Origin of the sequence: Paenibacillus sp. FSL R5-0912 (assembly GCF_000758605.1) — a bacterium.
GTDB lineage: Bacteria > Bacillota > Bacilli > Paenibacillales > Paenibacillaceae > Paenibacillus_AQ.
This window is the reverse complement of the sequence record NZ_CP009282.1, coordinates 2,855,187-2,868,017: the sequence shown is the minus strand read 5'-3', so window position 1 is coordinate 2,868,017 and position 12,831 is coordinate 2,855,187. Positions and strand designations below refer to the sequence as shown.

Sequence of the window (12,831 nt, the reverse complement as noted above, 5' to 3'; positions counted from 1 at the left end):
CAGAGGGAGTGAAATTAAGTGTCTTTTTTCCAACTGCTGCCCTGTAACTGCAGATTTCCGCATAATTAGATGACGTTTTTCTACTTAGCACACCGCCGGGCCAATCATTCTACCGCGCAACAAAACGCCTACGCCGAGTAACTCAAAGAATATCTAAGCGGAGCATTTACCGGAGAACCAGAATTTTACCAAGACAGAAGTCAAGAAGACAGGCAGTATTTCACCAGCGCATCGCGTACACCATTGTCATTATTCGTTCCGGTAACCGCATCTGCTGCTGCTTTGACCTCAAGCGGTGAGTTGTCCATAGCAACACCCAGGCCGGCATACGTCAGCATAGAAATATCATTATAATAATTGCCGATCGACAGGACCTGCTCCTGGGGAATGCCCAGCTCTGCGGCCAGGTTCTTCAGGGCATTGCCTTTGGAGGCTTCCGGGTGCATGAAGTCCACGAAGAACTCTCCGCTGCGCAGAATATTGTACTGTTCTCCCCAGGTAGCCCATTCACGCTGTGCTTCATCCAGAATATCAGACTGCGTGAACACGGTGAATTTCACAATCGGTTCGCGGAAATCCTCCCAAGCAGGCAGAGATGCAGGCATTATGCGGAAATGCTCGTACATGAAGTTGGCTTCTTTGGTCAAGTTCTCGACATTATCGACATACATATCGAATGCAGTGTTAACATCGAAATGGATATCATGTTCGCGGCAATACGCGATATACGGATCGAGTCCCCTAGCGTCCATTCCATACTGGTGCAGTACTTTGCGGTCCTTCACACTCACCGTCACTGCTCCGTTATGCCCCAGCACATACCCCGACAAGTCCATCTCTTCCATGAACGGAATCGAATTCTGCGGGCTGCGCCCTGTACACAATACGATCTGGCCGCCCTGGCGGGTAACCTCGGCAATGGCCGCTTTATTCTCGTCACTTAAGTGATGATCATCGTTCAGCAGCGTTCCATCCACATCAAGTGCTATCAGCTTGTATTTCATACTCCACCATCCTTATTTCTCTGTATAATATACCTCACTCTGTCTCAAAAGCTTACCTAACCCCCATCAACTAAGATTCCGTTTATATCAAAGGTTGTGTAAATCCTTCACCCGCACAGCTGCCCAAAATCGGCTGAATAGTGCGTGAGTCTCGGAGGTACTGTAAGTGAGCCATACGTAAGTTTAAAACTCCTGTACTCATTCCACGTGACTGTTCCTGTCCTTACAAGGCAACGCCTGTATTTCTCCAACAAGAATGTATTTTCGTGCTAACAGACCTTAACGCTAGCACGCACCTCCACTATTTCGTACAATTAAAGGGCCATTGTACCTTGGTTGTCACCCATTTGGGCAGATTTAGTTGTACAGAATACAGTTATAAGACGTAAGCATCCCTTTTCGCTGTTTTTAATTGTACATTATACAACTATCACTGAATTTCCATTTGGACGAAGCATATCAAAAGCAGCATTGTTGAATACACTCGCTTTTTCAGTTCTGAAGTTGTACTAGCTAGCTAACATCCGCTACGGTCCGGCGTACAGTCGTTTCACCTTTATTACATGCAAGCCCCGGCGGTCCGCCGAAGTTGTATTAGCCTTGCACCCTTTAGGATCTGGCAATCTGCCAGGTCTGCTCTTCATTTGCTGGATATGCTGCTCCATCACTTATATCCGCTAGCTTATTCCTCCGCTCCGCCCCGGCGCAGAAGCTCCAGGTCTTCAGCAGTCAGTTCCCGGCAGGCGCCGAGCGGCAGGCTCTCATCCAGCTTCAGCTCACCCATCGATACGCGCTTCAGGAAAACGACCTTCTTCCCGACCGCCACGAACATCCGCTTCACCTGATGGAATTTGCCCTCCGTGATCGTGAGCGAGATATACGACAGCACCTTGCTGCCTCTTTCTCTGCTCAGAATCCTTAGGCTTGCTGGCAGCGTCACATACCCATCCTCCAGCTCCACCCCGGCTGCAAAAGCGGCCACATCCGCCGCATCGACCTCACCTTCGACCGTAGCTTCGTAGGTTTTGGGTACATGCTTACGCGGGGACAGCAGCTCATGAGCCAGCTTGCCGTCGTTCGTAAGCAGCAAGAGGCCCACAGTATCCTTATCCAGCCGTCCCACCGGGAACGGCTCGAACAGCGCATGCTCAGCTTTAAGCAGATCCAGAACGGTACGGTCACGTTTGTCCTCAGTCGCGGACAGGACGCCTGGCGGTTTATTCATCATCAGATAGATGTATTCACGGTAAAGAACCGGCTCACCGCCAACCTCGATCATGTCCTGCCCGGGGTCTACATGAAATCCGCTGTCTTTGACGACAGCGCCATTCACCGTAATCATCCCCTGCTTCGCCTGCTTGCGGATATCGCTGCGTGAGCCAATACCCATATGGGACAATATTTTATCGATCCGCTGCTTCTTATTCGTATTTCCTGCTCCACTCATAATCTATGTCCACCTCCAGCCTGCGGGATATTCGTTCTTCAGCATACCGTCCTGCCATTTGCCCCAGCCTGCGCTGAAGCCGTCAATACAGACGAGCGTGTAACCTTTGGAGGCATGACCGGCCTTAATGGACAGACGTTCCTGCGGAATCGACAAGGTCTCTCCCTTCAGGTAGGAGACAGCTTCACCGCTTGCACTGGACAGCGACACACTTCGGCTGCTCTCCGCAGGATGCAAGGCTGTTGCCAGCGGATGCCCGGGAATAAATCGGCCGCTCTTCATATGTCCGACATACCAGCCCGGTCGGATCGTCTTCAGTCCGTCCAGCGCTTTACGCGGCAACGGCGAGAGATACAAGTGATCTCCGAACCATACCGGATATCCGGCGGGCATCGTCCCAAGCAGCTCCTGAATAAAATCAGCATATACCGCAAGCGATGCTTCTTCCCCGGTTCCCTGAAGCTGCCGTCCGGCAGCAGCTCCAGTTTTGCCAGGCCCCCGTCCGCCCTTACCTCCGCGCCCGTTCTCAGCTTTACCTGCCGAAGCTTTGACAGGGGAAGCAGACCTGTTATCCCGGTTACGCGGAGATACGGATACGGTCGCCTCTTTGAAGTCCGCCCTTGCTTCTATGAGGTCTGCTCTTGCCTCTATACCTGCCTCTCCGGCTATATCAGGACTTCCGTCATGCCGCAGAACAGCCATGAAGTGTCCTTCGCCCATGACCTTATGCGGCCACAGCCGCGCGGCACCCGGCAATGGACCTAATCCGGCAGCAAAAGAACCGCTGCCGCCCACCGGTACCAGCGAGAACTGCGGATGACCGGATAAGAAGTCATCAATCATCTCTTCATTCTCCTCCAAGGCGAAGGTACATGTCGAGTACACGACCGTTCCGCCCGGCTTCAGCGCTGCCGCTGCCGCCGCAAGGATATCCCGCTGCATACCGGCATATTTGGCCGGAGTTTCCGGTTCCCACTGCTTGACCATATCCTCGTCCTTGCGGAACATGCCTTCACCGGAGCAAGGCGCGTCAATCAGTATCCGGTCAAAGAACCCGGGGAATGCGGCTGCAATCCGCTCCGGGCTCTCATTCAGTACAATTCCGTTACGCACTCCATACAGCTCCAGATTCTTGGCAAGTGCCTTCGTCCGTTCCGGATGAAGGTCGTTGGTAATCAGCAGACCTTCGCCTTGTAGCTTGGCGGCAATCTGCGTGGATTTGCCGCCGGGCGCAGCACACAGATCCAGTACCCGGTCACCCGGCTGAACGCCAAGCAATTCGACGGGCGCCATGGCACTGGGCTCCTGGATATAATATAACCCGGCATGATAATACGGGTGTTTGCCGGGTCTGGCTCCCTCTCCGGTATAGAAACCGGTAGGGCACCAGGGAATAGGCTCTAGCCCGAAAGGGGATCGTCCGCGCAGCTCGTCCACAGTAATTTTCAGCGTATTTACGCGGATTCCTCCGTAGGGAGACTGCTTATATGTATCCACAAATTGATCGTACTCAGTTCCCAGCAATTCTTTCATGCGCTCCATGAAAAGCCCGGGCAGTTGTGCCGCCATGATGCCGTCCTCCTGCTCAAATAATCAAGGAACACCCCTGCGGGTGCTCCTAATGTTGCCTTGCTATATTCAATCTGCTCTATGCTTTGCTATATTCAATCCGCTCTATGCCTGGGTCTATCCGGCCGCTGCGGCCCGCGGCGCTGGGGAACCTGCGGCTCAAGAGACTGCGCAGTCATTCGCGCCGCTTCTTCCAGCACAGGGTCAATAATACAGATCGTCAGATCATAATAGGGAAACGGCTGCTCTACATAAGCTTCAAGCCGGGCGGCATAATCTCCCACTTCCTGAACCAGCTTCGCCAGATCAATCCCGAGGGTTACCGCCGGATATCCACGCAGTACTTCATAGGACTGCCTCAGCATGATCCGTCCGCCGCGCACATTGGCGTTACGGAAATGATACAGTCCGACCGCTACCTGCAACAATGCTTTGTAGAGCGGGTCGCGCTGCTGTTCCAGCCATAGCTCCTCAAGTACCTCATGACATTCGAAGTAATCCCTGTCCCGGTTGAAATAGATCAGATACTCCAGGTACAGCGGCTCATAGGCCATCCGGCTGGCTGCCCTTCTTGGCATTCGAGAGCAGCTCCCGTACATGATCCAGCAGCTCACGCATAGCATCCATATCCTGCACCTGCCAGATGGCATTGAACCTCTCTTGGCACTCAATCGCTTCGTTCACGAGGTGATAGAAATACAGCTGATGGATGGCTTTGAGCAGCTGGGTCGTCGTATTCGAGTTCTCCTCGAAGGTCTTCTGGGCTTCCAGAATCTCCTCACGGATACTGGACATCTCACTGTCCAGGATCGACGCCGCTTCCGCTGCAGTCTTCAGGCGGACGCGCATTTCATCCGGCAGGCTCTCCCGGTATTTATAATTCAGCGAATGCTCAATGGTCGCCCAGAAGTTCATCGCCAGCGTGCGGATCTGAATTTCGGCCAGTACAATCTTTTGCCCGAGCGCAGTCTGTACCGGGTATCTGATAATCATATGGAAGCTGCGGTATCCGCTCTCCTTGTAATTAGTGATGTAATCCTTCTCATATAACACTTCAAGGTCCTTGCGGGCGCGGATGTACTCCGCCACTCTGCGGATATCCTCGACGAATTGGCACATAATGCGAATGCCGGCGATATCCTCTATGCCCGTTTCCAGATCCTCCATTTTCACGTTCAACCGCTTAGCCTTTTCAAGTATGCTCGACAGCCGTTTTACACGTCCGGTTACGAACTCAATCGGTGTATATTCTTCTCTTTTCTTGAGTTCCGAACGCATTGTCTTAAATTTAACCTTCAATTCCTCCACAGTCTGTTCATATGGAAGTAGAAAAGTTCCCCAGTCCCTGACGTCCATCGCCTTGTCCTCCTGTCCATTCATCCTTCAGTGATGATCAGCGCCCACCGCTTCTAGGAGCCCCCGGAAACCGTCCCGCCGCAGCAGCTGCCGTAATCCGGCATGCACTTTGCGGTTAACCTCCGGCCCTTCATAGATGAGTGCTGTATAAATTTCGACCAGGCTTGCGCCTGCCCGGATTTTGTCATAAGCATCCTGGGCTGTAAAAATCCCGCCCGAGCCGATAATCGGCAGCTTGCCGCCGGTCTGGCTGTAGATTCTGCGGATAATCTCTGTGGAGCGGTCGCGCAGCGGCTGGCCGCTGAGTCCTCCCGTTTCACCGGCTTTGTCACTCTTCAGACCTTCACGGACAAGTGTTGTATTGGTGGCAATCACGCCGTCCATTCCAGCCTCTGTGATTGTATGTACCATATATTCCAGCTCGCCGTCGCTGACATCAGGAGCGATCTTCACCAGCAGCCCTTTGGCTTCTCCAGTCTTCACCCGCTGCAGCTCCATTTCCTCCTTCACCTGGCTCAGCAGGTTCGAGAGCTCACTGCCATGCTGTAGACTCCGGAGATCCGGCGTATTTGGCGAGCTGATATTGACCACAAAAAAATCACCGTACGGATATAGCGTACGGATACACTGGCGGTAATCCTCATGCGCCAATTCATTCGGGGTGGACTTGTTGCGCCCGATATTGACCGCAACCGGAATCCTGCGCTTCTTCATCCCCTTCAGACGCTCAGCCATGGCCGCTGCGCCTTCATTGTTGAAGCCCATCCGGTTAATCAGCGCCTTGTCGGGCAATAGACGGAATAACCGCGGGCTGTCATTGCCCGGCTGGCCCAGCGGCGTCACAGTGCCTACTTCCATAAATCCGAAGCCGATTGAAGAGAAGCCTCCTACCGCTTCAGCATTCTTATCCAGTCCTGCAGCTAAGCCTACCGGTGTCGGGAAATGCACGCCAAACAGATCCACTGCCAGATCAGCAGTCTCAGGAACACCATACATGAGGCGCATCGCCGCACTCCCGCCGGGAACTAAATTCGCTTTATTTAGTCCGCCTATGACGAGATGGTGCGCCTTCTCCGGGTCCATTTTAAAGAAAATTGGTTTACCAAAATGTCGATACAGCACCGTTCTCGCTCCTTCAAGGGAACCACAAATCGCAGGGCGACTCCCGTATCTATAGGTTTCTTCTTAATTTTATCCGTTTCCGGGTGAAAAGAAAAGTTTTTTGCCGCAGCGATTGTTCCAACCTGTCCCTCAAAGTATAGTAATTTTCTTGTAAACGCATTACAATGTAAGGGTAATCACAGATAAAGAGAGAAAGAAGGATGACAATATGTCAACTAAACGCAAACCTCCTACACTGCAGCAGAAGAAAGAAGAAGTTAACCGCAAGGCAATCCTATGGATCAGTGCAAGTCTGGTACTGCTGGTCCTTCTCATTGTCGTTTTGTTTATCGTAGCAGGGAACTAATTCAACCAATGGTAGACCTTATGGGGGTTGGTCTGATTTGGGGGCGCATCCGAAGGGAACCGGTCCTCCGGCGCGACTAGCTCCTCAGGCAGGACCCCTTTACTAATCTGCACTTTCGTGCCCATCGGCACCATCGCGAACAGCTCCTCCACATCCTTCCGGCTCATCCGGATACAGCCCAGTGATTCATCCTTCCCGATGCTTTCCGGTTCATTCGTACCGTGTATTGCATAATTACTGTCCGAGAGCTGCATGCCCCGGCTGCCGAATTCACCGTTATCATGTCCATTGGGGTTGACCACTTTATCCCGGATCACAAAGCTACCCTCAGGCGTCTTCTTCCCGCCTAATCCGACTGCATAGTTCCGCAGTATAATATTGCCGCTGGTTACTGCCAGACGGTGTTTTTGTTTATCAACAATAATCATGAGCGGTTCTGTAAAAAAGGGGGTTCCTGCCCCGCCGGTTCCGCTGCCCGCCTCAGGACTGCCCCCGCTTGTCTGACCTTGCCCCGGTGAACCGGCGGCCGGTGTTACGGTAGGCTGCGGAGAAGGGCTTGGCGCTGCAGTAAGTCCCGCTGCTGCCCCGCGGAGCGGACCGAACTGTTCCTTCATCAGCGGTGTCGTGCCGCCCAGCCAATTGGCCGGAAAAGGCTTCACCAGCTCCTGCAGTGAACCTGGAAGGGCCCCCTCGGTCGTCTTATAGGCCCGCATGGCACTCCAGAGCACAGCAAGCTCCTCCTGCTTCTCCTGCCACAGCCCCGCCTGCTTCTTGATTTCCGCCGGATCAGGCGGCTGGCAGTCACAGACAACCGGATTATAGGACTGGTACACTACGCGTCCGTCCCCACTCTTGGCAAGCGTAGCCGCCAGCGGAAGCTTCTTCTTCCACACCAGCCACTTGCCCGCCTGCTCCATGCTTAGCATCGCCGTGGCGGAAGGCGTTTGTGCCTTCAGCAGGATACCCGCCAGTCCCTGTCCGCGGGAGACGGCGTCTGCCCCGACAGCGGTGAAGGACAGGCTTGGCTGAACTTCCGGAGTCTCTTCATCATCTATTGCCGGCAGCTCAGCCAGGGCAACAGCCGCATTCTCCCCGTCCGGTGCTTCAGAGCTTTCCTGGCTTACCCCCGGTGCCACTCCAGCCGGGATCAGCAACAGCAGCAGCAGCATGAAGGCCAGCAGCACACGGCGTTTCCGCAGTCTGCCTGCCTGGCGCTCCCGGGCGGATTGCAGCAGCCCATCCTCATATTGCTTCAGCATATCCGCCGGCACCTTGCTGTGCTCAAAAGCTTCATACACTTCGCCGGCCTGGTTGAAGCAGTAATTGGCTTTTCCCTGCTGACCGTTCTTATAGTATTCCTTACCGAGCAAGTACCATGCCATCTTGTTATCAGGATGCATCTGCACATATGCTTTAAGATGCTGCGAATTTTTCACATTGGCCTCCGGGATCTATGATTCAATCTTAGTTTCTTTATATTTTATATCGGTCAGGACATTAAAAAAAGACATCTCAAGCCGCATTTATCACGGTCAGGAGATGCCTTTATGTTAATGTAAGGATCAAATATAAGGTTCACCCTATATCCGATCCTTACATTAGGTACTGATGAATGGAAGTCCGGACTTAGCCTTCTTTGTTGAACGGCGCATCCGCGATCTTGATGGAGTCTGTAGGGCATCCATCCGCTGAATCCTGCAGGTCATCGAACAAGTCGTCCGGAATCACTACATTCCCGTGGTTACCGTCATTCTCGTAGATCACTTCTGCCAAACCTTCGTCATCGTAATCAAAAATATCAGGGGCCGTCGCGCCACAAGCACCACAAGCGATGCATGTATCTTTTTCGACCCAAGTGTACTTAGCCATTTTATCTCTGCCTCCCGCTTAAACAATACAGCCTGCAGTAGCAGTCTGTTATTTTTCTCATATTAATATAAATAGGATACAATTTCAATGAATTTTCAATGTGTTTACAGTATTGCCCTATTAAACGGCCACATCCAGGCTGCAATTCCGGGCCGATATCTCAGTCGGTATCCCGGTCCGCGCCGCTAAGATTGTCCTTCTGCAGTGAGGTTCCCCGCTCCTTGTGATTGCGCAGCCGCGCAGAGTGGCTGTCAGTGAGCATGCCTGCCGTCAGCACCGCATTCTCGCCGAACTTGTTGCGCAGCATATCCATCGCCTTATTCAGCGATTCCTTCTTCGGCTGCCGTTCGTAATCGAACAAGTCAAGCTGAATCGCGGAATCCTCCTTGAGCGTCAGCCCCTGAAGGGTCACACCCAGCAGCCTCACCGGCTTATCGCCCTTCCAGTGGCGCGCGAACTGGTCCAGGGCAGCCTTATAGATATCTTCAGCGCTCTCTGTAGGTGCCTCCAGCTGGCGCGAACGGGTAATCGTCTTCATATCCGGTGTACGGATCGTAAGCTGCACTCCCGCAGCGACCAGACCCTGCTTCCGCAGCCGCCGAGCCACCTGATCGCTGAGATTCAGCAGGATTGGACGCGCCTCCGCAAGCCCCACTACATCCCGCGGCAGCGTAGTCGTATGCCCGATGGACTTGCTCTGCTCCCGCTCAGGGTTCACTACCCCGTGATCGATCCCGTTGCCGGCCCGCTTCAGCCACGAGCCCATCACGCCAAAATGTCCGACCAGCATCGCCTCATCCGCCGCCGCCAGCTGTCCAATGCTGTAAATACCCAGCTTCTTCAGCTTCTCGGCCGTCTTGCTGCCGATTCCGAACATCTCGTTGCAGGGTTTGTTCCATAGAATGGACGGCACATCGCGCAGCCGCAGCACGGATATGCCATTCGGCTTTTTGAGATCAGAGGCAATCTTCGCCAGCAGCTTATTGGGGGCAATCCCGATGGAGCAGGGTAGACCCAGCTCTTCCATAATACGCCGCTGCAGCGTCTCGGCAATCTGCGGAGGGGTCCCGAATTGGCGCGAACCGGTAATATCCAGATAACATTCGTCTATCGATACCGCTTCAAGCAGCGGAGTATAGCTGTAAGCAATTTGCATAAATGCATTCGAGTACTTGCGGTATAAATGAAAGTCCGGCTTAATAAGGATTAAGGATGGACAGATACGCAGCGCCTTCTGAACCTGCATCCCCGTTGAGATGCCAAGTCTGCGTGCGGCGTACGAGCAAGTGACGATGATTCCCCGTCTGGACTCCACGCTGCCGGCAACGGCCGTCGCTTTACCTTTATATTGCTCCGGATCCTCCGCCTCATGCACCGAGCAGTAAAAGGCATTCATATCCACATGGAGAATAACCCTGCCGCTTGCCGGATAATATTGATCCACATTCTGCATGGTATCTACCTTCTTATCTTCAGGGTTCCATTGTTATTTCCAGCATACCTCTTCACCTTGCGGGAGGTCAACTTGCAGAAGAGCCTCTTGTGACGATTAAATGAAAAGTTCTTTGTTACTTTCCCGCGTAAAAATGCTATAATATAAAAATTAATTTCATATATGTGTATGCTAACTACAACTACAACTTAAGCTAATGCTTCCGAGGCCAGTTTTGCACGAAGCGGTTTCAAGGAAGTTATGCTAAACAACACTTTTAGGAGGACACTCATGTCTAAGTCTATCTCCATCTTCGATACTACCCTGCGCGACGGCACTCAAGGCGAAGGGATCAGTCTGTCGGCGGATGACAAGCTGAAGATTGCCAGGAAACTCGACGATCTGGGTGTCCATTATATTGAAGGCGGCAATCCTGGAAGCAACAACAAAGACATCGAATTTTTCAAAAGAGTCCAGGAGCTCCATCTGAATGCCAAAATCACAGCATTCGGCAGTACCCGGCGCAAGAATTCGGTAGCGGAGCACGACGACGGGCTGCAAAGAATGATTGATGCCGGCGTTCCGGCAGCGACCCTGGTCGGGAAGTCCTGGGACTTCCACGTTCATACTGCGCTGCAGACTACCCTTGAAGAGAACCTGGCCATGATCGGCGACTCCATCTCCTACCTGAAACGCCAGGGTCTGGAGGTCATTTTCGATGCGGAGCATTTCTTCGACGGGTATAAGAACAACCCCGAATATGCTGCTGCCGTACTCGCCTGTGCCCGCGAAGCCGGAGCCGACTGGCTTGTAATGTGCGATACTAACGGCGGAACCCTGCCGCATGAAATTCAGGAGATTGTCTCCGGCATGGGCATCCAGCTTCCGGGTGCTGCTCTGGGCATTCATACACACAACGATTGCGAGCTTGCGGTAGCTAACACTTTAAGCGCAATCGGTGCGGGTGTACGTCAGGTACAGGGAACCATCAACGGCTACGGCGAGCGCTGCGGCAACGCCAATCTGTGCTCCATCATTCCAACCCTGCAGCTGAAGATGGGGTATCACTGTATCCCGGGAGATTCGTTACCCCAATTAACCAACACCGCCCGGTTCATCAGCGAAGTCGCCAACGTGAACATGCCGGTAAACCAGCCTTATGTCGGAACCGCGGCTTTTGCCCATAAGGGCGGCATTCATGTCTCGGCCATTCTGCGCGATTCGCGCACCTATGAGCATATCGCTCCCGAGCTGGTCGGCAACAAACAGCGTGTGCTTGTCTCTGAACTCGCAGGACAGAGCAATGTGCTGTCCAAAGCCCAGGAGATGGGGCTCAGTCTCGATCCAAGCAGCGAACAGGCCCGCAAGGTTATTGATAAGATCAAGGACCTGGAGCATCAGGGATATCAGTTCGAAGGGGCGGATGCCTCGCTTGAACTGCTGCTCCGGGAAGCTACCGGAGAGATGAACGAGCTGTTCACCTTTGAGTCGTTCAAGATGCTGGTAGAGAAAACTGCCGGCCGCCCCGTCGTCTCTGAAGCCTTCGTCAAACTGAAGGTCGGCGGCGAGAGCCTGTACACTGCGGCAGAAGGCAATGGTCCGGTCAATGCACTGGATAACGCGCTGCGCAAGGCGCTGCAGACGTATTTCCCGCAGCTTAAGGATATGCACCTCTCCGACTATAAGGTCCGGGTGCTTGACGAGCAGGACCAGACCGCAGCGAAGGTTCGCGTACTCATTGAATCCAAAGACTACGGAGACACCTGGAGCACAGTAGGCGTATCCAGCAACGTGATTGAAGCGAGCTGGGAGGCACTGGTCGATTCTATGCGCTATGCCCTGCTCGGACAGATTTCGCTGGATCAGGACACCCAGGCCAGCAGTGAACCGAGAGGCTTAGTCAATCACTAACTGCCTTTATCCATAGGTTGTTCAAAAGCAAAAGCCCTCCGGTGCGGAAGTACATCCGCACCGGGGGGCTTTGCAGCACCTTGCTGCCGGCCTCGTTAGGAGCCGGTTAAGGCGATAATCTTCTGCTCCAATTCCTCAGCGGTCAGGACACCCAGAATGATCTCGCTAATGACACCATTCTTGTCAATTAGTACATTAGTCGGGAATACGGCTCCATTATATTTATCGAAAATCTGGCCTTTCAGATCATACATCACCGGAAAAGCCAGCATGTACTTTTTGACGAACCGTTCTGCGTTGGGTTTATAATCCTGGCTGGTAACATTGATGCCGTAAATATCCAGCACGTCGCTGTATTTCATTGCCAGCCTGTTCAGCTCCGGAGCTTCCTGCTGGCAAGGATCACACCAGGAGGCCCAGAAATTCAGCATTACCGCTTTCTCCCTGGCTCCCCCGACTTCATACCGTTTGTCGCCTTCCTGCAGCATGAATGAAGGGGCTCTCAAGCCTGCGGAAGCACCAGTCTCCGGCTCCGCCTGCTGCTGAAGGACCGCGACCGCTTTCGGTTCAGCCTTGCTTCTATGCTCTATGGCAAGAACGGCCAGAAAAACAATCAGGGCCAGAACAGTCAAATTCCGTTTATGGACTGCTTTCATAGGAGTCAGTTCCTTTGCTTAGAGGTTTTTCCTCTATTGTACCCCCACCTGCTGCAGTTTCAAACGTTATTTACAATAAAAAAGAGGATTCCGTCAAAGACGAAATCCCATGAAGAGAG

Annotated in this window: 12 protein-coding genes; 2 read left to right on the top strand and 10 right to left on the bottom strand. The window is 53.1% G+C overall.

Annotated elements, in window-relative coordinates:
* Nucleotides 1–200: 200 nt before the first annotated feature.
* The 6 genes from R50912_RS11975 to R50912_RS11950 all read right to left on the bottom strand — a co-directional run bounded on the left by R50912_RS11975 (nucleotide 201) and on the right by R50912_RS11950 (nucleotide 6,498).
* Entirely contained in the window at nucleotides 201–1,004 is an 804-nt protein-coding gene (locus tag R50912_RS11975) for a Cof-type HAD-IIB family hydrolase (protein WP_042235060.1), read from the bottom strand.
* Between the two features lie 682 nt (nucleotides 1,005–1,686).
* Nucleotides 1,687–2,451, bottom strand: coding sequence for a pseudouridine synthase (locus tag R50912_RS11970; RefSeq protein ID WP_042235058.1), 765 nt, complete (start codon nucleotides 2,449–2,451; stop codon nucleotides 1,687–1,689).
* Between the two features lie 3 nt (nucleotides 2,452–2,454).
* Nucleotides 2,455–4,020, bottom strand: a complete 1,566-nt coding sequence (locus R50912_RS11965) for an RsmB/NOP family class I SAM-dependent RNA methyltransferase (RefSeq protein WP_042235056.1) — start codon at nucleotides 4,018–4,020, stop codon at nucleotides 2,455–2,457.
* Nucleotides 4,021–4,115: 95 nt separating this feature from the next.
* Nucleotides 4,116–4,598: a DUF309 domain-containing protein gene (locus tag R50912_RS11960; RefSeq protein ID WP_331281912.1), complete on the bottom strand. Its 483-nt coding sequence runs from the start codon at nucleotides 4,596–4,598 to the stop codon at nucleotides 4,116–4,118.
* Entirely contained in the window at nucleotides 4,564–5,376 is an 813-nt protein-coding gene (locus tag R50912_RS11955) for a GTP diphosphokinase (RefSeq protein ID WP_039299775.1), read from the bottom strand. The genes R50912_RS11960 and R50912_RS11955 overlap by 35 nt, the downstream gene beginning before the upstream one ends.
* Before the next feature lie 27 nt (nucleotides 5,377–5,403).
* The gene (locus R50912_RS11950) at nucleotides 5,404–6,498 is read right to left on the bottom strand and encodes a quinone-dependent dihydroorotate dehydrogenase (RefSeq protein WP_042235052.1); all 1,095 of its coding nucleotides are present in this window, start codon (nucleotides 6,496–6,498) and stop codon (nucleotides 5,404–5,406) included.
* 208 nt (nucleotides 6,499–6,706) lie between these two features.
* Here R50912_RS11950 and R50912_RS35570 point away from each other — a divergent pair, with 208 nt between their 5' ends.
* Nucleotides 6,707–6,844: a hypothetical protein gene (locus R50912_RS35570; RefSeq protein WP_167549535.1), complete on the top strand. Its 138-nt coding sequence runs from the start codon at nucleotides 6,707–6,709 to the stop codon at nucleotides 6,842–6,844.
* On the opposite strand, the gene R50912_RS11945 is transcribed toward R50912_RS35570, so the two are convergent.
* The 3 genes from R50912_RS11945 to R50912_RS11935 all read right to left on the bottom strand — a co-directional run bounded on the left by R50912_RS11945 (nucleotide 6,841) and on the right by R50912_RS11935 (nucleotide 10,166).
* Nucleotides 6,841–8,280, bottom strand: coding sequence for a L,D-transpeptidase (locus tag R50912_RS11945; protein WP_042235050.1), 1,440 nt, complete (start codon nucleotides 8,278–8,280; stop codon nucleotides 6,841–6,843). The two genes, R50912_RS35570 and R50912_RS11945, sit on opposite strands and share 4 nt — an antisense overlap.
* Before the next feature lie 190 nt (nucleotides 8,281–8,470).
* A complete protein-coding gene (locus tag R50912_RS11940; protein ID WP_036702186.1) occupies nucleotides 8,471–8,713 on the bottom strand; it encodes a ferredoxin in 243 nt (80 codons plus the stop codon).
* Nucleotides 8,714–8,873: 160 nt separating this feature from the next.
* On the bottom strand, nucleotides 8,874–10,166 hold the full coding sequence (locus R50912_RS11935; RefSeq protein ID WP_042235047.1) for a DNA polymerase IV: 1,293 nt from the start codon (nucleotides 10,164–10,166) through the stop codon (nucleotides 8,874–8,876).
* A gap of 270 nt (nucleotides 10,167–10,436) precedes the next feature.
* Between R50912_RS11935 and cimA the strand changes: the two genes are divergently transcribed.
* Nucleotides 10,437–12,056, top strand: coding sequence for a citramalate synthase (gene cimA, locus R50912_RS11930; protein ID WP_042235045.1), 1,620 nt, complete (start codon nucleotides 10,437–10,439; stop codon nucleotides 12,054–12,056).
* A 95-nt stretch (nucleotides 12,057–12,151) separates the two neighbouring features.
* Here cimA and R50912_RS11925 read toward each other — a convergent pair whose 3' ends face one another.
* Entirely contained in the window at nucleotides 12,152–12,712 is a 561-nt protein-coding gene (locus R50912_RS11925) for a TlpA family protein disulfide reductase (RefSeq protein ID WP_042235044.1), read from the bottom strand.
* Between the last annotated feature and the right edge of the window lie 119 nt (nucleotides 12,713–12,831).

Coding starts and splice junctions, on each gene's coding strand:
- R50912_RS11955 (WP_039299775.1), bottom strand. CDS start 5,376: ATGGACGTCAGGGACTGGGGAACTTTTCTACTTCCATATGAACAGACT.
- R50912_RS11965 (WP_042235056.1), bottom strand. CDS start 4,020: ATGGCGGCACAACTGCCCGGGCTTTTCATGGAGCGCATGAAAGAATTG.
- R50912_RS11960 (WP_331281912.1), bottom strand. CDS start 4,598: ATGCCAAGAAGGGCAGCCAGCCGGATGGCCTATGAGCCGCTGTACCTG.
- cimA (WP_042235045.1), top strand. CDS start 10,437: ATGTCTAAGTCTATCTCCATCTTCGATACTACCCTGCGCGACGGCACT.
- R50912_RS11970 (WP_042235058.1), bottom strand. CDS start 2,451: ATGAGTGGAGCAGGAAATACGAATAAGAAGCAGCGGATCGATAAAATA.
- R50912_RS11925 (WP_042235044.1), bottom strand. CDS start 12,712: ATGAAAGCAGTCCATAAACGGAATTTGACTGTTCTGGCCCTGATTGTT.
- R50912_RS11940 (WP_036702186.1), bottom strand. CDS start 8,713: ATGGCTAAGTACACTTGGGTCGAAAAAGATACATGCATCGCTTGTGGT.
- R50912_RS11935 (WP_042235047.1), bottom strand. CDS start 10,166: ATGCAGAATGTGGATCAATATTATCCGGCAAGCGGCAGGGTTATTCTC.
- R50912_RS11975 (WP_042235060.1), bottom strand. CDS start 1,004: ATGAAATACAAGCTGATAGCACTTGATGTGGATGGAACGCTGCTGAAC.
- R50912_RS35570 (WP_167549535.1), top strand. CDS start 6,707: ATGTCAACTAAACGCAAACCTCCTACACTGCAGCAGAAGAAAGAAGAA.